The sequence below is a fragment of the Azotobacter chroococcum genome (assembly GCF_002220155.1).
GTDB lineage: Bacteria > Pseudomonadota > Gammaproteobacteria > Pseudomonadales > Pseudomonadaceae > Azotobacter > Azotobacter chroococcum.
In genome coordinates this window covers 4,317,282-4,337,163 of sequence record NZ_CP011835.1, presented here as the reverse complement: position 1 = coordinate 4,337,163, position 19,882 = coordinate 4,317,282, and the positions used below count along the sequence as shown (strand labels likewise).

At 68.9% G+C, this 19,882-nt stretch carries 20 protein-coding genes and 1 pseudogene; 7 read left to right on the top strand and 14 right to left on the bottom strand.

What is annotated here, in order from left to right; translation table 11 throughout:
• Positions 1-186 precede the first annotated feature (186 nt).
• The 3 genes from fhuB to ACG10_RS20305 are packed head-to-tail and all read right to left on the bottom strand — an operon-like array spanning position 187 to position 3,838.
• The gene (gene fhuB, locus ACG10_RS20315; RefSeq protein ID WP_089169597.1) at positions 187-2,196 is read right to left on the bottom strand and encodes a Fe(3+)-hydroxamate ABC transporter permease FhuB; all 2,010 of its coding nucleotides are present in this window, start codon (positions 2,194-2,196) and stop codon (positions 187-189) included.
• Positions 2,193-3,071, bottom strand: a complete 879-nt coding sequence (gene fhuD, locus ACG10_RS20310; protein ID WP_157731492.1) for a Fe(3+)-hydroxamate ABC transporter substrate-binding protein FhuD — start codon at positions 3,069-3,071, stop codon at positions 2,193-2,195. The genes fhuB and fhuD overlap by 4 nt, the downstream gene beginning before the upstream one ends.
• On the bottom strand, positions 3,071-3,838 hold the full coding sequence (locus ACG10_RS20305) for an ABC transporter ATP-binding protein (RefSeq protein ID WP_089169595.1): 768 nt from the start codon (positions 3,836-3,838) through the stop codon (positions 3,071-3,073). Before ACG10_RS20305 ends, fhuD begins: the two co-directional genes overlap by 1 nt.
• A gap of 245 nt (positions 3,839-4,083) precedes the next feature.
• On the opposite strand from ACG10_RS20305, the gene ACG10_RS20300 reads away from it, so the two are divergent.
• The 3 genes and pseudogenes from ACG10_RS20300 to ACG10_RS20295 all read left to right on the top strand — a co-directional run bounded on the left by ACG10_RS20300 (position 4,084) and on the right by ACG10_RS20295 (position 5,460).
• The gene (locus ACG10_RS20300; protein WP_089169594.1) at positions 4,084-4,362 is read left to right on the top strand and encodes a hypothetical protein; all 279 of its coding nucleotides are present in this window, start codon (positions 4,084-4,086) and stop codon (positions 4,360-4,362) included.
• Between the two features lie 69 nt (positions 4,363-4,431).
• Positions 4,432-4,587: pseudogene (locus tag ACG10_RS23895) on the top strand (IS630 family transposase); the annotation flags it as partial.
• Positions 4,588-4,941: 354 nt separating this feature from the next.
• Entirely contained in the window at positions 4,942-5,460 is a 519-nt protein-coding gene (locus tag ACG10_RS20295) for an aspartate carbamoyltransferase (protein ID WP_089169593.1), read from the top strand.
• Positions 5,461-5,502: 42 nt separating this feature from the next.
• On the opposite strand, the gene ACG10_RS20290 is transcribed toward ACG10_RS20295, so the two are convergent.
• The 8 genes from ACG10_RS20290 to rpoZ form a co-directional block, all read right to left on the bottom strand.
• On the bottom strand, positions 5,503-6,051 hold the full coding sequence (locus tag ACG10_RS20290) for a NifB/NifX family molybdenum-iron cluster-binding protein (protein WP_089169592.1): 549 nt from the start codon (positions 6,049-6,051) through the stop codon (positions 5,503-5,505).
• A complete protein-coding gene (gene nifN, locus ACG10_RS20285; RefSeq protein WP_089169591.1) occupies positions 6,048-7,433 on the bottom strand; it encodes a nitrogenase iron-molybdenum cofactor biosynthesis protein NifN in 1,386 nt (461 codons plus the stop codon). The genes ACG10_RS20290 and nifN overlap by 4 nt, the downstream gene beginning before the upstream one ends.
• Position 7,434: 1 nt before the next feature.
• Positions 7,435-8,844 carry a nitrogenase iron-molybdenum cofactor biosynthesis protein NifE gene (gene nifE / locus ACG10_RS20280; RefSeq protein ID WP_089169590.1) on the bottom strand — a complete coding sequence of 470 codons (1,410 nt, stop codon included), beginning with the start codon at positions 8,842-8,844 and terminating at the stop codon, positions 7,435-7,437.
• A gap of 253 nt (positions 8,845-9,097) precedes the next feature.
• Complete coding sequence (gene vnfA1 / locus ACG10_RS20275) at positions 9,098-10,666, bottom strand: vanadium-dependent nitrogenase transcriptional regulator VnfA1 (RefSeq protein ID WP_089169589.1); 1,569 nt, start codon at positions 10,664-10,666, stop codon at positions 9,098-9,100.
• 45 nt (positions 10,667-10,711) lie between these two features.
• Entirely contained in the window at positions 10,712-11,002 is a 291-nt protein-coding gene (locus tag ACG10_RS20270; protein WP_089169588.1) for a NifU family protein, read from the bottom strand.
• 335 nt (positions 11,003-11,337) lie between these two features.
• Positions 11,338-11,721 (bottom strand): RidA family protein, encoded by a 384-nt coding sequence (locus ACG10_RS20265; RefSeq protein ID WP_089169587.1) that lies wholly within the window; start codon positions 11,719-11,721, stop codon positions 11,338-11,340.
• Between the two features lie 53 nt (positions 11,722-11,774).
• Positions 11,775-13,898 (bottom strand): bifunctional GTP diphosphokinase/guanosine-3',5'-bis pyrophosphate 3'-pyrophosphohydrolase, encoded by a 2,124-nt coding sequence (gene spoT, locus ACG10_RS20260; RefSeq protein ID WP_089169586.1) that lies wholly within the window; start codon positions 13,896-13,898, stop codon positions 11,775-11,777.
• A gap of 60 nt (positions 13,899-13,958) precedes the next feature.
• Positions 13,959-14,222 (bottom strand): DNA-directed RNA polymerase subunit omega, encoded by a 264-nt coding sequence (rpoZ, locus tag ACG10_RS20255; RefSeq protein WP_089169585.1) that lies wholly within the window; start codon positions 14,220-14,222, stop codon positions 13,959-13,961.
• 373 nt (positions 14,223-14,595) lie between these two features.
• On the opposite strand from rpoZ, the gene ACG10_RS20250 reads away from it, so the two are divergent.
• Positions 14,596-15,417 (top strand): sulfite exporter TauE/SafE family protein, encoded by an 822-nt coding sequence (locus ACG10_RS20250; protein WP_089169584.1) that lies wholly within the window; start codon positions 14,596-14,598, stop codon positions 15,415-15,417.
• A gap of 34 nt (positions 15,418-15,451) precedes the next feature.
• On the opposite strand, the gene gmk is transcribed toward ACG10_RS20250, so the two are convergent.
• Positions 15,452-16,069 carry a guanylate kinase gene (gene gmk / locus ACG10_RS20245; protein WP_039806811.1) on the bottom strand — a complete coding sequence of 206 codons (618 nt, stop codon included), beginning with the start codon at positions 16,067-16,069 and terminating at the stop codon, positions 15,452-15,454.
• Between the two features lie 38 nt (positions 16,070-16,107).
• A complete protein-coding gene (locus ACG10_RS20240) occupies positions 16,108-16,971 on the bottom strand; it encodes a YicC/YloC family endoribonuclease (protein ID WP_089169963.1) in 864 nt (287 codons plus the stop codon).
• Between the two features lie 142 nt (positions 16,972-17,113).
• Here ACG10_RS20240 and rph point away from each other — a divergent pair, with 142 nt between their 5' ends.
• Complete coding sequence (gene rph / locus ACG10_RS20235) at positions 17,114-17,833, top strand: ribonuclease PH (RefSeq protein ID WP_089169583.1); 720 nt, start codon at positions 17,114-17,116, stop codon at positions 17,831-17,833.
• A 7-nt stretch (positions 17,834-17,840) separates the two neighbouring features.
• Positions 17,841-18,209: a DUF4870 domain-containing protein gene (locus ACG10_RS20230; protein ID WP_089169582.1), complete on the top strand. Its 369-nt coding sequence runs from the start codon at positions 17,841-17,843 to the stop codon at positions 18,207-18,209.
• A gap of 51 nt (positions 18,210-18,260) precedes the next feature.
• Here the strand turns inward: ACG10_RS20230 and ACG10_RS20225 are convergent, their stop codons facing one another.
• Positions 18,261-19,049 carry an exodeoxyribonuclease III gene (locus ACG10_RS20225; protein WP_089169581.1) on the bottom strand — a complete coding sequence of 263 codons (789 nt, stop codon included), beginning with the start codon at positions 19,047-19,049 and terminating at the stop codon, positions 18,261-18,263.
• Between the two features lie 80 nt (positions 19,050-19,129).
• Between ACG10_RS20225 and pyrE the strand changes: the two genes are divergently transcribed.
• Complete coding sequence (pyrE, locus tag ACG10_RS20220; RefSeq protein ID WP_039806801.1) at positions 19,130-19,771, top strand: orotate phosphoribosyltransferase; 642 nt, start codon at positions 19,130-19,132, stop codon at positions 19,769-19,771.
• Positions 19,772-19,882 lie beyond the last annotated feature (111 nt).

The following is a 19,882-nucleotide window of genomic DNA, read 5'->3' as shown; positions in this document are numbered from 1 at the left end:
AGTCCATTTCATTGCCCTACGTTGTTATGCCTGCGCGCCGGCTCTGACCGATCCCGACCCGTCCCTCAGCCCCGTAGGGCGGGTGAAACCCGCCGGAAATGGCAAAGGCCCGCCCCGAAACGGCGGGTTGCACCCGCTCTACGTTGTTATGCCTGCGCGCCGGCTCCGACCGATCCCGACCGCCCCTCAGCGCCGTCCCAGGCAGAACATGAAGTAGGCCCCGCCGACCAGCGAGGCGAGCAGGCCGGCCGGCAGTTGCAGGGGGAACAGCAGGTTGCGCCCCAGCCAGTCGGCCAGCAGCAGGGTCAGCGCGCCGAGCAGGCTGGCGCCGAGCAGTTGCGGCAATGCCCGGGTCAGGCCGAGCAGGCGCGCCAGGTGCGGGGCGAGCAGGCCGACGAAACTCAGCGGGCCGACCACCAGGGTCGCCCCGGCAGTCATCAGCGCCGCCAGCAGCAGCAGGCATAGCCGGCTGCGTCCCAGCGGCACGCCGAGGGCGCGCGCGCTGCCCTCGCCGAGCGGCAGCAGCTCCAGCCAGCGCACGCAGGGCAGGGTCGCCGCGAGCAGCAGCAGGGCGCCGGCGAGCAGCGCCCAGGCGGTCGGCGCGTCGACGAAATAGGTGGAGCCGGACATCCAGCCGAGCAGGCTCTGCCCGCGCGGGTCGCCGCCGGCCAGCAGGATCACCTGCAGCGCGTCGAAGAAGGCGGTCAGGGCGATGCCGATCAGCAGCACCCGCTCGGGGGCGAAGCCGCTCCTGTGGCTCATCGCCACGATCAAGAGCAGCACCGCCAGGGCGCCGCCGGCGCCGAGCGGCAGCTTCAATGCCAGGCCGGCGCCGGGCAGCAGGAAGAGCAGCGCCACCAGACCGAGCGCCGCGCCGGCGCCGAGGCCGAGCACCTCGGGGCTGGCCATCGGGTTGGCAGTGAGCCGCTGCACCAGGGTGCCGGCCAGCGCCAGCAGGACGCCCGCGCCGAGGGCGACCACCACCCGCGGCAGGCGCCAGTCGAGCAGCGCGCCGTCGAGCTGCCAGCCCCAGCCGTGCAGGCCCTGGCCGACGCCGAGGGCGAGCGGCACGCCGAGCAGCAGCAGGGCGCCGAGCAGGGCGAGCCGTTGCCGCGGCCGCGGATGACGCCAGGCTGCAGCGCCGGCAGTGGGCTGCGGGCGTCCGCCGGTCAGTTGCAGGCGCGGCAGCAGCCAGAGCAGCAAGGGCGCGCCGAGCAGGGCGGTGGCGGCGCCGGTCGGCAGCAGCTCGGCCAGCGGCCCGGCTAGGCGCTGGATCGCCAGGTCGGTGAGCAGCAGCAGCGCCGCACCGAGCAGCGGCGCCCAGAGCAGGCGCTGGCTGAAGCGCCGCGCGCCGAGCAGGCGGGCGATGGCCGGGGCGGCCAGGCCGATGAAGCCGATCACCCCGACGGCGCTGGTCACGCAGGCGCTGACGTAGACCGCCAGGGCCAGGCCGATGAAGCGCAGCAGGCCGAGCGGCACGCCGAGGCTGCGCGCGCCGCTGTCGTCCAGCTCCAGCAGGGCGAGCGGGCGCAGCAGCGGCAGCAGCAGGAGCAACGCCACGGCCAGGCGCGGCAGCAGAAAGGCCACGCCCTGCCAGCCGTTCTGGCTGAGCGAGCCGGAGCCCCAGATGAACACCGCGCTGAGGTCCTGCTCGCGGGCCAGCATCAGGCCCTTGGCCAGGGCGCCGAGGTAGAGGCCGACCACCAGCCCGGCGAGGATCACCGTCAGGGGCGCCAGGCCGCGCCGCCAGGCGAGGGCGAACACCAGCAGGGTGGCCAGGCCGCCGCCGGCCAGGGCCACCCATTCGCGGCCGTCGACCAGGAGTTGCGGCGCCCACAGGGTGGCCAGCGCCAGCGCGAGCTGGGCGCCGCTGGCCACGCCGAGGGTGCCCGGCGAGGCCAGCGGGTTGCGCAGCACCTGTTGCATCAGGGTGCCGGCCAGCGCCAGCGCGGCGCCGCACAGCGCGGCCATGCACAGGCGCGGCAGCCAGCTGAAGTGCAGCAGCAGCTGGCGCATGTCGTCCGCCGCCGGGGCGAACAGCGCCGGCAGCCACTGCGCGGCCGGCAGGCGCGCGGCGAGGTCGGCGCCGGCCAGCGCGGCGGCGGCGAGCAGCAGGGCGAGGCACAGCGGCAGCGGCGTGCGGGAGGCCGGATGGGAAAGGGTCGCCGGCAGGGCGGCGCTGGGCAGGTCGGTCATGGCTGGGCCCTTTCGGAGTCCGAAGGCGGGGTGGCGGTCAGCTGCGCTTCGAGCAGCCCGGCGAAGCGTTCGGCGGCGAGCAGGCCGTTGAAGCTCCACACCGGCGGCAGGGCGTGCGCGCGCCCGGCGCGGACCAGCGGCAGGCGCTGCCAGAGCGGGCTGGCGGCCAGGCCGCGCGCGGCATCCGGCGGCAGCGGTTCGAGGTAGAGCAGCGCCGCCTCCGGGCGTTCGGCCAGCCGCTCGATGCCGACCTGGGCGAAGCCCCAGTAGTTGGTGCGCCCGCGCCAGGCGTTCTCCAGGCCGACCCGTTCGAGTACCCCCTGGTAGAGGCTCTGCGCGCCGAACAGGCGGACGTGCCGCGCATCGAGGAAGCTGGCCACGTAGAGCGGCGGCTGCGGACGTTCGGCCAGCCGCGCACGGACCGCCGCCAGACGGGCGTCGACGCGGGCGATCAGCGCCTCGCCGGCGGCCTCGCGGCCGAGCAGCCCGGCCAGCTCGCGGACCACCCGCTGGGCGCCGCTGTAGGCCTCGCCGTCCGGGGTGAACAGCGCCAGGCTCTGCACCGGGGCGATGCGTTCCAGACGGGCGCGGGCGTTCTCGAACTGCGGGCTGATCAGGATCAGCTCGGGCTTGAGTTCGGCGAGCAGCTCCAGGTTCGGCTCGACGCGCAGGCCGAGGTCGACCACGTCGGCCGGCAGCGCCGGCTCGCCGACCCAGCGCCGGTAGCCGTCGAGCTGCGCCACGCCGACCGGCGTCACGCCGAGGCCGAGCAGGGTTTCGGCCAGCCCCCAGTCGACCGTGGCGATGCGCTGCGGCGGCGCGGCCGGCAGGGGCGTGGCGAGCGCCAGCAGCAGCGCGGCGAGCAGGGCGCGCATCAGTGCACCACGGCGATCGGCTGGCCGGCCTCGGGATGCTGCAGCACGCGCATCGGGATGCCGTAGATCGCCTCCAGGGTGGCGGGGTTCATCAGCGCGGCCGGCGTACCGCTGAACAGCAGGCGCCCGCTGTGCAGGGCGACCAGGCGGTCGCAGTAGCGGGCGGCCATGTTGATGTCGTGGAGCACCACCACCACGCCGAGCCCGAGGTGGCGGCTGAGGTCGCGGACCAGGGCGAGGACTTCCACCTGATGGGCGAGATCCAGCGCCGAGGTCGGCTCGTCGAGCAGCAGGTAGCGGCTGTTCTGCGCCAGCAGCATGGCCAGCCAGACGCGCTGGCGCTCGCCGCCGGAGAGCTGATCGGCCAGCCGCTCGGCGAAGCCGGCGGTGCCGGTCAGCTCGAGGGCGCGGTCGACGTGGACCCGGTCGTCGGCGGTGAAGCGCCCGAGCAGGCCGTGCCAGGGGTAGCGGCCGAAGCCGACCAGCTCGCGCACCGTCAGGCTTTCCGCCGCCGGCAGTTGCTGTGGCAGGTAGGCGACGTGACGGGCGAATTCACGCTCGGACCACGCGTCCAGCGGTTTGCCGTCCAGCCGCAGGTGGCCGCCGGCCGGGACGAGCTGGCGGGCTAGCAGCTTGATCAGGGTCGACTTGCCCGAGCCGTTGTGGCCGATCAGGCCGACCATCTGGCCGTGGGGAATCTGCAGGCTGACCTGCTGCAGCAGGTGGCGGCCGGGCAGGCTGAAGCTGACGTCGTCCAGCTCGAACATCGGGGCTCCACTCCTTGGCGATAGGCAGCAGCGCTGCGCAGAAGCCGGGACTTTAATTCAGATGATAATGCTTATCAATTGTTTGTTTGGCCCGGGAGTGTCTGGGACGCGGGTGAGAAGGTATTTTCCGGGGTGCTTTTGGAAATAAAATTCTTAAATTGTATTTATTGGAATTTTATTTCCAATCAGAGTCCAATCCTGCCAGACGAACGAAAGCCACCAACAACAATAAGCACGGTGCCGTCATGCATACCGCCAGTTTCTTCCGGGCCTTCGCCCGCCGGCGCGCAGCCCTGCTCGCCGCTGCACTGTTCTTCGCCAGTTCCGCCGTGCTGGCCGATCTTCGGATCGGCGTCGCCGTCGGCCCGTTCGACCCTTATATCGCATACCCGCTCAGCGCCCTGCAGGACCGGGCCACGCTGCAGGTCGAGGATTCGGCCGGCGACCCGATCCGCCCGCTCGGCCGCGTGGGGAGCCTCATCGCGCAGTCGCTCGACGCGATCGTGGTCGCGAGAAGGGCATGAGCCTGATGAACAGCTGGCCGCCGTCGCCTGCGGGCAGCTGGTAACCCCCCGACAACCACATGCAATTACAGCGTGGCTGACCTGAGAGCGGCTATTCGTCGCTTCATTGAGGCTCATAACGAACATTCGACCAAGCCGTTCCGCTGGAGCAAAACGGCTGAGTCGATTATCAGCTCCGTGCATCGAGCAAAGCTGGCAGTAATCCGGAATGAGTTAGTGGACTAATCAGGCAGGCCACTAGAGCATGTTCGTGAAACCCCGGCTCAAGCCTGCAGCGATCTTTGGGAACGACGGCCTGCTTCCCCTCTCCCCCGGCCCCTCGGCTTTGGCCTCCTGCGCCGGCCTATCTCCTGCATCCATGCAGTCGTATTCCCGGCCAGGGAGAGGGGAGAGGTCCGGGCATGCCGTTCGCCCCCAAAAGGTGAGCGGGAACCGGGTGAGAATGTATTGTTTCGGCAATGGCCGGCGGCTGATGGCCGGTTGAAGAACTGCCGGCTTCGGAACTTGCCGCAGGCAAGTCGCTGGCCGGTCGTTGAGGCGTTGAACAGGCATTTGATGCAGGAGGGTATTTTGAATTCCATGGAAAGATCGTTGAGGCTCTTGTCGGTACTGGGCATCGCTGTATGTCTTTCCGGCCAGGCATTCGCGTCGCAGGCATCGCCCGAGCGCCAGGCGGAGGTCGCCCGGCGTGGTACGCAGGTGATGCCCTTCGCCTTGAGCCAGACCACGCATATCTTTGAAAGAACGCCTGACGGCGGCGTACAGAAAGTCGTCTTGAAGGACGGTGCGGACCCTGCCCAGCTGAGGCTGATCCGTCAGCATCTGCAGGACATCGGCGATCAGTTCGCCAAGGGCGATTTTTCCGGCCCGGAAACCATCCATGGCCACGACATGCCGGGCCTCGAGGCGCTCAGGCAGGCCAGGCCGGGCGAGATGTCGGTGAAGTATGCGGATATCCAGAACGGTGCGCAGCTGCAGTTCATCGCCAGCAGGCCCGAGCTGATCCATGCGCTTCACGCCTGGATCGGCGCCCAGCTCGGCGACCACGGCAAGGACGCCGTGGAGGGGCATTCCGCGCATCATCACTCGATGCACTGAGCGTCTCCCGCCGCCTCTGTAGCAGCGCACGGGAGATGACGGCTACTCCAGCTCGTCGATGGAGGTGATCAGGCGCAGCCCGCCGCCGGTTTCGCGGGGCGCGGCGGGGGCCTGGGCGGTGCGTTCGGCCTTGGCCCTGGCGCGCTCCACCCAGCTCAGGCCGCCGCAGTGCAGGGCGAGGCTGACCTCGTTGAGCAGGTCCTCGATGGTCTGGCCGGTGCCGACGATGATCGGCTGGATGCCGGCGGCGATCAGCCGCTTGATCGACGAGGTGCCGATCGAGGCGGCGTAGATCGCCGAGCAGCCGTCGAGGAACTCCAGCTTGGCGATCACCTTGTCTTCCGGCGGCTTGGCGGCGAGGCGTTCCAGTTCCTCGGCGCTGAGCTGCAGGTCGACGACGTTGGTGGTTTCCTCGTCGGTGGACAGGGCCTTGAGGCGGTTCTCGCCCTTCATGTCGACCTTGACGAATTCGCCGACGCCGAGCAGTTCGGCGTAGCCCGGCGAGACGTCGTAGACCACCAGGGTGTCGGCGGCGCCGAAGTGCAGGTTGACGTTGACGCGGTCGTTGGAGGCGAAGGCGACTTTGATCATGCGGAGATGCTCCTCGCGGAAGGTTCGGCGGCGCCGTCGAAGTCCTGGCGCAGCGGCGAGTGGTAGGGGGCGATGCCGGCGCCCCGGGGGGCGAACAGGTTGGCCAGTTCGAAGAGCAGCTGGCGCGCGCCGCGGTAGCCGACCCACAGGCGCGCCGCGGCGCCGTAGTGGTCGTACTGCGGGAAGCCCGCGCGCAGCAGCGGGATGCCCAGGCGCTCGGCGCTCTGCAGGGCGTGGGAGTTGCCGATCAGCAGCTGCGCGGAGGCTTCGCGGGCGCGCTCTTCGAGATCCTCGAAGTCGCCGACCACCACCTCCTCGACGTTCAGCGCCTGCAGCGCCGTCGTGCGGCAGGGGCTGACCGCGGCGACCAGGCGGGCGCCGATGTCGTCGAGAAAGCGCCCGAGGGCCACCAGCTGGTCGGCGTCGGCGCCGATGGCGATGCGCGCGCCGCCGACCGGGACGTAGCTGTCGACCAGGGCGTCGAGCAGTTGCTCGCGCTGGCGGAGGATGCGTGCCGGCACCGGGCGGCCGGAGACGTCGGCGAGCGCCTGGACGAAGGCGTCGCAGTCGGCCAGCGCGGTCAGCCCGGGCAGGCGCAGGTCCGGCACCCCGGTGCGCGCCTGCAAGAGGTCGGCGGCGCTGCCGAGGGAGTCGCCGATCACCAGGGTCAGCGCCGAGCGGCCCATGGCGGCGATCGCCTGGCGGCTGGTGCCGCCGCTGGTCAGGGTGCTGTAGCCCTGGGGCGTCAGGTGGCCGTCGAGGGAGTCGGCCAGATCGGGGAGGATCACCGCCTGCAGGCCGAAGGCCTCGATCCATTCGCGGATCGCCTCGACGTCGGCGGGGGTCAGCATCGATCCGGCCAGCAGGTTGACCTGGCGATGGGCGCGCTGCGCCGCCGGCAGTACGGCGTCCGGCACCAGGGCCGCGATGATCGCCTGCACCGCCAGGGCGTAGCCGCTCTCCAGCCCGCCGAGGGTGTCCGGGGTGTTCACCGCGACGACGCTGGCGCTTTCGCAGCGCCCGGCATGGAAGCTGCGCAGCACGCGGCGGATGTCGGCGCCCTGCATTTCCACCAGGCCGGTGGTGACCAGCCCGACCACCTCCGGGCGGTGTTCGTCGATCACCGTGGCCAGGCCCTCGTGCAGCCGCTCGTCGCCGCCGAGCACGCTGCTGAACATGTCCAGCGCGGTGGTCTGCAGCGGGATGGGCTCGCGGAAGTGGCGGGTGAAGAACACCTTGCTGAACGCCGTGCAGCCCTGGGCGCCGTGTTCCAGCGGCAGGCTGCGGGCCAGGCCGAGGAAGGCCAGCGCGGCGCCCATCGGCTGGCTGACGCGCAGCGGGTTGACGCTCAGCGGCTTGTTGGTCTGGACGATCCGGGCCATGTCAGGCTTCCTCCCGCAGGGCTGTCGTGGTGCTCGCGCGCACCCAGCGCGGCTCCTGGCGCACGCGCTGCCACACCGGGCTGTGCACGGCCAGCGCCAGCTGGCGGGCCAGTTCGACGAAGCCTGCGTAGCCTGCGTAGCCGAAGTCGCGTTCGTGGTTGATGTCGAGGAACGCCAGGCGCGCCTTGAGCGCGGCGTACAGGTAGCGGCCGCCGGCGATCAGGATGTCGGCGCCGCTCTCGATGCAGGTGGCGATCAGCGCGCCCTGGTCGTTGTCGTCGATCATCCGGGCGTTCGCCCCCATCAGTTCGCGGATCCGCGCGCGGTCCTCCTCGGTGGATTTCTCGGTGCCGGTGGCGATCACCTCGACGCCGAGATCCTGCAGCGCCGAGACCACCGACCAGGATTTCACCCCGCCGGAGAAGATCAGCGCGCGCTTGCCGGCCAGCCGTTCGCGCCAGGGGGCGAGTGCCGCCCTGGCCTTGTTCTCCTCGCGCAGGATCAGCAGCTCGGTGCGTACCGACAGCGACGGGTCGTCGATCGCCTTGGCGAAGTCGCGCAGCGCCTGCGAGGTGTCGGCGATGCCGTAGAAGCTGCCCTCGAAGAACGGCGTGCCGTAGTCCTCGCGCAGGTGGCGGGCGACGTTGAGCATGGCCTTGGAGCAGACCACCATGTTGGCCTTGGCGCGGTGCATGGTCTGGACCTCGCGAAAGCGCGCGTCGCCGGAGAGGGTGCAGAGGATGCGCAGGCCGAGTTCGTCGAACAGCGGCGCGACGCGCCAGAACTCGCCGGCGATGTTGTATTCGCCGATCAGGTTGACGTCGTGCACCTTGATCCCGCAGCCGACGGCGCCTGGCGGCAGCGGCGCCGGCTCGCGGCTGCCGATGACGTGGCGGTAGAGGGTCTCGCCGGCGATGCGGTTGCCCAGACTCTTGGTGCCGTAGAAGCCGGCGCCGTCCACCGGGATCACCGGCACGCCCCAGCGCTGGCTGGCGTCGCGCGCCACCGCCTTGATATCGTCGCCCTGCATGGCCGGCACGCAGGTGCCGTAGACGAACACCGCCTGCGGACGGTAGCGCTCGACCGCCTGGCGGATCGCGTGGAACAGCTTCTTCTCGCCGCGGCCCATGATCACGTCGATGTCGGACAGTTCGGTGGTCATCCCCAGGCGGTACAGCTGCGGGCCGGAGGAGCTGCTGCCGCGCAGGTCCCAGGAGCTGCCGGCGCAGCCGATCGGGCCGTGGACGATGTGCGCGGCGTCGGCGATCGGCAGGATCGCGATCTGCGCGCCGTCGAAGGCGCAGCCGCCCTGGGTGGCGCCGGGGCGCGAGCGCGCGCAGCCGGTCTTGCCCGCCGTGTTGTGGGTGCAGGCCGGCTCGTCGAGCAGGTTGTGGATTTCGGTCTGGTTCATCGTACCCCTCCGGACGGGCAGCAGCCGTCGCGTGCGGTGGATGGAAAAGTGCCGTTCGGCGGGCGGAGCGCGTGCGGCGGGGAGCGCTCCGCCGCGAACCCCTGCAGAGGGCTGGAGCAAACAGCGCGCCAATCCAGGAAAGCCGCGCCGTAGAGCGGTTTGGTCGGGGGAGACGAGGCCTGGGCGTACCGCGGCGAACGATCCCTGTACGCGGCAGTACCTTCGCGAACGGCGCCCGGCCCGCCGCCCGCGCTCAGCGGTAGTTCCGGTAGTTGAGGTGGTACTTGCCCATGCGCAGGCCGAGCACGCGGCGGGTCAGGCCGAGGTGGGCCGCGGCCTCGGTCATGTTGCCGTGGTGCAGCTTGAGGGCCTCGACGATGAGTTCGTACTCGATGGCGTTGAGGCGCGCCTCGAGGCCGTCCGCCGGCGCCTCGCCGTCGCCGACCACCGGCGCCTGCAGCGACGGCGGCAGGTGGTAGCCGTGGATCACCCCGTCCTCGCTGAGCAGCATGGCCCGCTCGATGACGTTCTCCAGTTCGCGCACGTTGCCCGGCCAGTGGTAGGTCTGCAGCATGTTCAGCGCCGGGGTGGAGATGCGCTTGACCTCGATGCCCATCTCCTTCGAGAAGCGCGAGACGAAGTGGTCGGCCAGGGTGATGATGTCGCTGCCGCGCTCGCGCAGTGGCGGGATGGTGATCGGGAAGACGTTGAGGCGGTAGTAGAGGTCCTCGCGGAAGCTGCCCTCGGCGACCATCTCGGCGAGGTTGCGGTTGGTCGCGGCGATCACCCGCAGGTCGACATGAATGGTGGTGTTGCCGCCGACCCGCTCGAAGCTGCGCTCCTGCAGCACGCGCAGCAGCTTGGCCTGGGTGGTCAGCGACATCTCGCCGACCTCGTCGAGGAAGATGGTGCCGCCGGCGGCCTCCTCGAAGCGGCCCTTGCGCAGGCCGATGGCGCCGGTGAAGGAGCCCTTCTCGTGGCCGAACAGCTCGCTCTCGATGACCGATTCGGGCAGCGAGGCGCAGTTGAACTTGACGAACGGCCCCTTGGCCATCGGGCTGTTGTAGTGGATGGCGCCGGCCACCAGTTCCTTGCCGACGCCGCTCTCGCCGAGGATCAGCACCGTGGTCCTGGTGCGCACCACGCGCTCGATCAGCTGGTAGACCTCGAGCATCGGCTTGGAGTTGCCGATGATGTTGACGGGCTTGAAGCGTTCCCCCAGCGCGCTGCGCAGCCGGCGGTTCTCCGCCTCGAGGGCGACGTTCTCGACGTTTTCCACCAGGTACAGCTCGACCGCCTGGGCGGTGGTGGTGGCGAGGATCGACAGCACCTCGACGTCGAGCTTGAGCAGCTCGGCGTTGTCGTAGAGGCGCTCGGCGCTGATCGTGCCCATCACCTGGCGGCCGCGCATGATCGGCACGCAGATGAACGACAGGTTGGCGTCGTCGCTTTCGCAGTCGCGGCTGCCGGTGCGGTTGAGGAACGCCGGCTCGTCGCGGATGCAGGGCACGACGATGCTCTGGCCTGTCTCCACCACCCGCCCGGTGATGCCCTCGCCGAGCAGGTAGACGCCCTTGCCGGCCTCCTCGGCGCTGAGGCCGAAGCTCTCGTGCAGGACGATGCTGCCGGAGTCGCGGTCGTGGAGGCTGACCATGCCGCGCACCACCTTCATGTGGCGCTGCATCAGGCGCAGCAGGATGTTGATGATGCTCGACAGGTCGCCGCTCTCCGTGGCGATCTGGCTCATTTCGTAGAGCAGCGGCAGCAGGTCCGTGCGGCACTCGCCGAAGTCGCATTCGCAGTAGTGGGGAAGACTGGACATGGAAACCGCTCCTGTCTGGCGTTCTGTCGGGCGCATGGGGGTTGCTCAGGGGGCCGGCAGCACGCGAACCGAGGGGTTGCCGAGCACCCTGACCAGCTCGCGGCGCACGCCGCCGAGGGTCTGGGCGGACATCGCGCAGCCGACGCAGGCGCCCTTGAGGCGCAGGCGGACGATGTTGTCCTGCACGGTGACCAGCTCCAGGTCGCCGCCGTCGCGCTGCACCCCCGGGCGCAGGCGCTCGATGGTGTCGCGCACCAGCGGCAGGGACTCGGCGGGGATCGGCGTGATCGCGAGGGTGGTTGCGGTTTCCTCGCTATCCAGCGGCGGGTTGGACATGGTGTGCCTCCTCATGGCGTGCCCGCCTCGGCTGCCGGGAGGCCGCGCGCGGGGCGGTGCTCCGGCGTGCGCTGTGCAGCGGATGGCGGACAGATTGTCGAATGCGCAGCCGTCCCTCGGGGATGGCCCGGCGCAGGTCATTCATGCGAATGCGTGACTTGTCCGGAGGTGCCGGACAGGGGCGAACAGATCCTTCTCCCGCCAAGGCTCGGGTGCCTGGCTGGCGGGGCCGGGAAGCAGTGTAGGGCAAGCGTTATATATTCGTAAATATAACGCTGCGAGGCGGGGGCGTGTGCCGCCGGGGAAGGGCGGAGCGGCGGCTCCGCCCGCGGGCCTCAGCCGAGGACCAGGACGCCGTCCATTTCCACCTGCGCGCCGCGCGGCAGGGAGGCGACGCCGATGGCGGCGCGGGCCGGGTAGGGCTGCGCGAAGTAGCGGCCCATGACCTCGTTGACCTTGGCGAAGTGCGCCAGGTCGGTGAGGAAGATGTTCAGCTTGACGATGTCGGCGAACGAGCCGCCGGACGCCTCGACGACCGCCTTGAGGTTCTCGAACACCCGCACGGTCTGGGCTTCGAAGTCGCCTTCGACCAGTTCCATGGTCCTGGGATCGAGGGGGATCTGTCCGGACAGGTAGACGGTGTCGCCGGCCTTGATCGCCTGGGAATAGGTGCCGATGGCGGCGGGGGCCTTGTCGGTGTTGATCACGGTCTTGCTCATGGGGAGCTCCTTGGGGGGAAAGTCTGAACGGGCGCGCGGGCCGGCGCCCGCCGTCAGGCGCGTACGCGGGTGAGGCGGAGGACGCCCTTGAGGGCGCGCAGCTTCCTGATCACCCGGGCCAGGTGGATGCGGTCCTTCACGCTGACCACCAGCTGGACCACGCTGGTGCGGCCGTCGCGTTCGTCCATGCCGATCTTCTCGATGTTGCCGTCCGCGGCGTTGACGCTGCCGGCGAGCAGGGCGATCAGGCCGCGCTGGTGTTCCAGCTCGACACGCAGCTCGACGTTGAATTCGCCGCTGACCTCCTTGGACCAGGTCAGCGGGATGCATTTTTCCGGGTTGTGGCGGATCTCGCCGATGTTGCGGCAGTTCTCCAGGTGCACGACCATCCCCTTGCCCGCCGACAGGTGGCCGACGATGGGGTCGCCGGGGATCGGCGAGCAGCAGCGCGCGTAGCTCAGCACCAGGCCTTCGGTGCCGCGGATCGCCAGCGGGCCCTCGGCGCTGGGCAGTTCCTCGCCTTCGCTGGTCAGCAGGCGGCGGGCCACCACGTAGGCCATGCGGTTGCCCAGGCCGATGTCTTCCAAGAGGTCCTCGAGAACTTCCATCCGGTACTCGTCGAGCACTTCGCGGATGCGTTCCTCGGGGGTCTGTTCGAGGCTGGCGTCGAAGCCGGCGAGCACCTTGTTGAGCAGGCGCTCGCCGAGGCTGATGGATTCCGAGCGGCGCTGCTGCTTGAGGGCGTGGCGGATGTGGGTGCGTGCCTTGGCGGTGACCACGAAGTTCAGCCAGGCCGGGTTCGGCCGCGCGCCGGGGGCGGTGACGATCTCCACCGTGGCGCCGCTTTCCAGCGGCTGGGAGAGCGGCGCCAGGCGGCGGTTGATGCGGCAGGCGATGCAGCTGTTGCCGACGTCGGTGTGCACCGCGTAGGCGAAGTCGACCGCCGTGGAGCCCTTCTGCAGCTCCATGATGCGGCCTTTGGGCGTGAACACGTAGACCTCGTCGGGAAACAGGTCGATCTTCACGCTCTCGATGAATTCCAGCGAGTTGCCGGCGCTCTGCTGCAGCTCGAGCACGCCCTTGACCCATTGCCGGGCCCGCGCGTGGTTGCCGCGGATCGGGTCCTCGTCGCCGGACTTGTACAGCCAGTGGGCGGCGATGCCGTTGTTGGCCAGCTCCTCCATCTCGCGGGTGCGGATCTGGATCTCGATGGGCACGCCGTGCATGCCGAACAGGGTGGTGTGCAGCGACTGGTAGCCGTTGGCCTTGGGAATCGCGATGTAGTCCTTGAAGCGGCCGGGCAGCGGCTTGTAGAGGTTGTGCACGGCGCCGAGCACGCGATAGCAGGTGTCGACCTTGTCGACCACGATGCGGAAGGCGTAGACGTCCATGATCTCGGTGAACGCCTTGCGCTTGCCGCGCATCTTCTTGTAGATGCTGTAGAGGTGCTTCTCGCGGCCCTTGACGTCGCCGCCAAGGCCCTCGCGCTCGAGGCAGTTGACCAGCGACTGCTCGATCTTGGCGACGATTTCCTTGCGGTTGCCGCGGGCGCGGCGCACCGCCTGGCGGATGCGCGCCGAGCGCATCGGGTGCATGGCCTTGAAGCCGAGGTCCTCGAACTCCACGCGCATGCTGTGCATGCCCAGCCGGTTGGCGATGGGTGCGTAGATTTCCAGGGTTTCCTTGGCGATGCGCCGGCTCTTCTCGTAGGGCATCGCGTCGAGGGTGCGCATGTCGAGGGTGCGCATGTTGTGCAGGCGGTCGGCCAGCTTGACGAGGATCACGCGGATGTCGCGGGCCATGGCCATGGCCATCTTCTGGAAGTTCTCGGCCTGCGCTTCGGCCTTGTTCTCGAACTTCATCTGGGTCAGCTTGCTGACCCCGTCGACCAGCTCGGCGACGGTTTCGCCGAATTGCTCGACCAGTGCTTCCTTGGGAATGCCGGTGTCCTCGATCACGTCATGGAGCATCGCGGCCATCAGGCTCTGATGGTCCATGTGCATGTCGGCGAGGATGTTGGCGACGGCGAGGGGATGGGTGACGTAGGGTTCGCCGCTGCGCCGGCGCTGCCCGTCGTGGGCCTGCTCGGCGTAGTAATAGGCCCGGCGGACCAGGTTGACCTGGTCCGGGGCGAGGTAGGTCAGGAGCCGATCGGCAAGGGTTTCTATGCTGGCCAAGGGTGTCCCCCCTGGCGAGCGGACAGTGCTCCCGTGCTGCGACCGCTGTCGGACATCGCGTTACAGGGCCTCGTTGCTGTCTTCCTCGAAGGCGGCGAACAGCGGCTCCTCGGCAACGATCTCGTCCTGGGCGATGACGTTGTAGTCGACCAGGCCCGCGGCGATCTCGCGCAGGGCGACCACGGTGGGCTTGTCGTTCTCCCAGGGTACCCGCGGCTCCTTGCCGCCGGTGGCCAGCTGGCGTGCGCGCTTGCTGGCGAGCATGACCAGCTCGAAGCGGTTATCGACGTTGTCCAGGCAGTCTTCAACGGTAACGCGGGCCATGGTATTCCTCGTGACGAATGGGAGTGGCAATAGCCAAATGGGCAAGCGGACTGGCTAGTCTAGGAAAACGCCACTTCGAAGGGAAGGGCCAAATGGCCGCGCGGTCGCCGGCGGGGGAAGGGCCGGGCTGTCGGCTTTGTCGCAAAGGCGACAGCGGCGCAGACGAGGAGCTGGCGTTGCGACAGGCTCGCGAGCGGTTCCCTAAGTAGCGCGATTTCCTTTTCTATATAGCGAAATGCGCCGGTTTCGCCGGGGCGTGGCGGGCCGAGGTATGCCTTGCAAATCCTGAGATAAGGCCTTTTTGGCAGGTGGCGTGCTTCTTGCTGAATAGGTATTCGTTATCTATTTGTATGCATATTGGTGAGTGCACGACATGAAAGCCATTGAATCCATGCAGCCCTCCTTGCGCAGCGCCCAGGGTTTCCTCGCCGGCTCGCTGATCGGCACCCTGGGCGGGCTGATCGGCCTGGGCGGGGCGGAATTCCGCCTGCCGGTGCTGGTCGGGCTGTTCCGTCTGGAAACCCTGGAAGCGGTCATCTTCAACAAGGCGATGAGCCTGGTGGTGGTCGCTGCGGCCCTGCTGTTTCGCAGCGGCGGCATCCCCCTGGAGCAACTGGCGGCGCATCTGGGGATCGCCCTGAACCTGCTGGCCGGCAGCCTGGTCGGCGCCTGGTGGGCGGCCGGGCATGCGCTGCGCCTGTCGCGCCAGTGGCTCGACCGCATCGTCATGGTCATGCTGGTGGGGCTGGCGCTGGTGATGCTGGCGGAGGCCGCCGTCGGGCTGCACGATGGCAGCGCGCCGCTGTTCGCTTCGGCGCCGCTGCAGTTGCTCGCCGGCCTGCTCGCCGGGCTGGGCATCGGCGTGGTGGCGGCGTTGCTCGGGGTGGCCGGCGGCGAGCTGCTGATCCCGACCATCGTGCTGCTCTATGGGGTGGACATCAAGCTGGCCGGCAGCCTGTCGCTGATGGTCAGCCTGCCGACCATGATCGTCGGCTTCGCCCGCTACAGCAGCTCCGGCGCCTTCGCCATCCTTGGCCGGGAACGCCCGCTGTTCGGCTGGATGGCGGCGGGCTCGATCCTTGGTGCCGCCTTGGGCGGCCTGCTGCTCGGCCTGGTACCGACGCGGCTGCTGATGCTCCTGCTCGGGGTGATCCTGCTGGTGTCCGCGCTGAAGACCTTCCTGCACCGGCACTGAACGGGCGCTGGGGCCGCGCGCTGCCGGCGCGGCCTCAGGCCAGCAATTCGACGAGCAGGTCGCCGTGGCGGCGCTGCTGGGTTTCCTGCAGCAGCTGGCGGGCGCGGAAGATCGACTTCAGGTCCTCTAGGGCGTGGGCGAAGTCGTCGTTGATGACCAGGTAGTCGTATTCCAGGTAGTGGCTCATCTCGCTGACCGCTTCGCGCATGCGCCGCTCGATGATCTCGTCGCTGTCCTGGCCGCGGTTGGTCAGGCGCTGGCGCAGCGCCTCCTGGCTCGGCGGCAGGATGAAGATCGATTGCGCCTGGGGCAGCAGCCGGCGGACCTGCTGGGCGCCCTGCCAGTCGATCTCCAGGATCAGGTCGAAGCCTTCGGCCAGGGTCTGTTCCAGCCACAGCTGCGAGGTGCCGTAGAGGTTGCCGAAGACCTCCGCGTATTCGAGGAACTCGCCCCGTTCGAGCATGCCGAGGAAGGTCGGGCGCTCGACGAAGTGGTAGTTCACCCCTTCGACCTCGCCCGGGCGCATGCCGCGGGTGGTGTGGGAAACCGATACCCGCACCTGCGGCAGGGCGTCGATCAGGGCCTTGACCAGGCTGGTCTTGCCGGCGCCGGAGGGTGCGGAAATGATGTAGAGGGTGCCGGTGGCGGACATGGACGTTTCCTGGACGCGGATTCTCGTGGGAAGGGGCTTCACTCGATGTTCTGCACCTGCTCGCGCATCTGCTCGATCAGTACCTTGAGGTTGACCGCAGTCTGCGTGGAGCGGGGGTCGAAGGCCTTGGAGCCGAGGGTGTTGGCCTCGCGGTTGAGTTCCTGCATCAGGAAATCCAGCCGGCGGCCGACCGTGCCGCCGTCCTTGAGCACACGGCGGACCTCGGCGATGTGGGTGCAGAGGCGATCCAGCTCCTCGGCCGCGTCGCTCTTCTGGGCGAGCAGCACCAGTTCCTGTTCGAGGCGCTGCGGCTCCAGCTCCAGCTGGGCGTCGCGGAAGCGGTCGAGGATCTTCTGGCGCTGGTTGGCGAGCATCTGCGGGACCAGCTGGCGCAGGCTCTCGACCTCCTGGAGCATGGCGTCGAGGCGCTCCGCGAGCAGCCGGGCCAGCTCCACGCCTTCGCGGGCGCGGCCGGCCTTGAGCTGGGCCAGCGCCTCGTCGAACAGGCTCAGGGCTTCCGCCTTGAGGGCCTGGTGATCGGTCGCGGTGGCGACCAGCACGCCGGGCCAGGCGAGGACCTCGAGGGGGTTGATCGGCGCCGGCTGGCGGATCAGCGCGGCGATGCCTTCGGCGGCGGCCACCAGCTGGCTGGCGCGCTCGCGGTCGATCTGCAGCGGCTGCCCGGCGCTGCCCTCGTCGAAGCGCAGGGTGCATTCCACCTTGCCACGGGACAGCCCCTGGCGCAGGGCGTCGCGCAGGGTGCCCTCGAGGTCGAGGAAGGCCTCGGGCAGGCGCAGGTGCGGTTCGAGATAACGGTGATTGACCGAGCGCAGCTCCCAGCTCAGGGTGCCGTGAGCGCCGGCCCGTTCGGCGCGGGCGAAGGCAGTCATGCTGTGCGCCATGGTGTCCACCTCTCGATTCGTCGTATTTAAAGGGAACGGATTGTAGCGCAGTGCGTCGGCGCGGCCCAATCGGCATGTCCGACTGGCAATCGGCGTCCTATAATGGCCGGCAAATTTTCCCCGACCGTACAGGTAAGCCCAGATGAAGCGTCCCAGTGGCCGTGCGCCCCACCAGTTGCGTCCGATCCGCATTACCCGCAACTACACCCGGCATGCCGAGGGCTCGGTGCTGGTGGAGTTCGGCGACACCCGGGTGATCTGCACGGTCAGCGCCGAGTCCGGCGTACCGCGCTTCCTCAAGGGCCAGGGCAAGGGCTGGCTGACCGCCGAGTACGGCATGCTGCCGCGGGCCACCGGCGAGCGTACCGCGCGCGAGGCCAGTCGGGGTCGGCAGGGCGGGCGCACCCTGGAGATCCAGCGGCTGATCGGCCGCTCGCTGCGCGCCGCGCTGGACATGAGCAAGCTGGGCGAGAACACCCTGTACGTCGACTGCGACGTGATCCAGGCCGACGGCGGGACTCGCACGGCCTCCATCACTGGCGCCATGGTGGCGCTGGTCGATGCCCTGGCGGTGCTGAAGAAGCGTGGCGCGCTGAAGGGCGATCCGCTGAAGCAGATGGTCGCGGCGGTTTCCGTGGGCATCTACCGGGGCGAGCCGGTGCTGGATCTGGACTATCCCGAGGATTCCGACGCCGAGACCGACCTCAACGTGGTGATGACCGACGCCGGCGGTTTCATCGAGGTACAGGGCACCGCCGAGGGCGAGCCCTTCCAGCCGGAGGAGCTGAACGCCATGCTGGCCCTGGCCACCCAGGGCATCCGCGAGCTGTTCGAGCTGCAGCGCGCCGTGCTGGCCGACTGAGATCGCCATGACTTCGCAGTCGCTCGTTCCGCTGCCCGACCCGCAGGCCCGTCGCTGGGCGATGCTCTGCCACTACGCGGCCTTCTTCTGGTTCGTGGCGCCGTTGATCGGCAACGTGCTGGGGCCCTTGATCGTCTGGCAGCTGCAGAAGGACCGCGATCCCTTCGTCGACCGGCAGGGCAGGGAGGCGCTCAACTTCCAGATCACCTACAGCCTGCTGATGATGCTCTGCGGTGCGCTGGCCTGGGTCTTCATCGGTTTCCCGCTGATGCTGCTGGTCAACCTGACGACGCTGGTGCTGGTGGTCATCGCCGGCATCCGGGCGAATGCCGGCGAGGCCTGGCGCTATCCCTTCTGTCTGCGTCTGGTGAAGTGAGCGGACCAGAAAAAAGCCGGCATGGCCGGCTTTTTTCTGGGGTGGCGTCGCTTACAGGCTCAGCAGCCAGTCGTAGTCGACGATCAGCGGGGCATGCTGGGAGAAGCGCGGCTGCCGGGGCAGGCGGGCGTTGCGCACGAAGCGGCGCATGCCCGGGGTCAGCAGCTGATAGTCGAAGCGCCAGCCGAGATTGAGCATTTCCGCCTGTTCGCTGTCCGGCCACCAGCTGTAGAGGTCGCCCTCGCGGCTGGTTTCCCGCAGGGCATCCACGTAGCCCATGTGGCCGATGATCTGGTCCATCCAGGCGCGCTCCGGCGCCAGGAAACCGGGCAGCTGCTGGCAGTCGCGCCAGTTCTTCACGTCCTGCTTCTGGTGCGCTACGTACAGCGAGCCGCAGTAGATGTATTCGCGGCGCTTGCGGCGCTTGCGGCGCTGCTTGTCCAGATAGTGGGCGAAGTCGTCCATGAACTTGAACTTCTGGTTCAGGCTCTCGTCGCCGCCCTGGCCGGTGGGCAGCAGCAGGCTGGCGATGCTGACCTTGTCGAAGTCGGCCTGCAGGTAGCGCCCGTAGCGATCGGCCGTCTCGAAGCCGAGACTGCCGATCACTGCCTTGGGCTGCAGTCGCGAATAGAGCGCCACGCCGCCCTGGCTCGGGACCTCCGCCTCGCTGGCGTAGAGGAAGTAGCCGTCCAGCTGGTAGGTCGGATCGTCCAGTTCGAAGGCGGAAGCGCGGGTATCCTGCAGGCAGATCACGTCGGCATTCTGGGCTTGCAGCCAGCTGAACAGGCCCCGCTCGACGGCAGCCTGAATACCATTGACGTTTACACTGATGATCCGCATACATGGCCCCCAAAAAAACCAGCGTGTATGATACCCGACCTCGGAGCATATAGCTAAATCGGTGCCTATCGGGACTTTTCATGCAGGCCTACCAGCGCGAATTCATTCGTTTCGCCATCGAGCGCGGTGTGCTGCGCTTCGGCGAGTTCACCCTCAAGTCGGGGCGGACCAGCCCCTACTTCTTCAATGCCGGGCTGTTCAACAGCGGTCTGGCGCTGGCCCGGCTGGGGCGCTTCTACGCCTCGGCGCTGGTCGACAGCGGCATCCCCTTCGACGTGCTGTTCGGGCCGGCCTACAAGGGCATCCCGCTGGCCGCGGCGACCGCGGTGGCGCTGGCCGAGCACCACGGCCGCGACCTGCCCTGGTGCTTCAACCGCAAGGAGGCCAAGGATCACGGCGAGGGCGGCACCCTGGTCGGGGCGCCGCTGGCCGGGCGGGTGCTGATCGTCGATGACGTGATCACCGCCGGCACGGCGATCCGCGAGGTGATGCAGATCATCCAGGGCCAGGGCGCCCAGGCGGCTGGCGTGCTGATCGCGCTGAACCGCCAGGAGCGCGGCCAGGGCGCGCTGTCGGCGATCCAGGAAGTCGAGCGCGACTTCGCCATGCCGGTGGTCAGCATCGCCTCCCTCTCCGACGTGCTGGAATATCTGGCCGAAGATGCCGAGCTCAAGCGGCATCTGCCGGCCGTGGAAGCCTACCGCGCGCAATACGGCATTTGACCAATAGCTGATAGCTGGGCGGCTTCGGGGCGCCGATAATCGCGCCAATTATTCGCTTTCTGGATTGGCATGCCTGTTCGGGGCCCGTTGGAGGCCCGTCAGACCCATTCG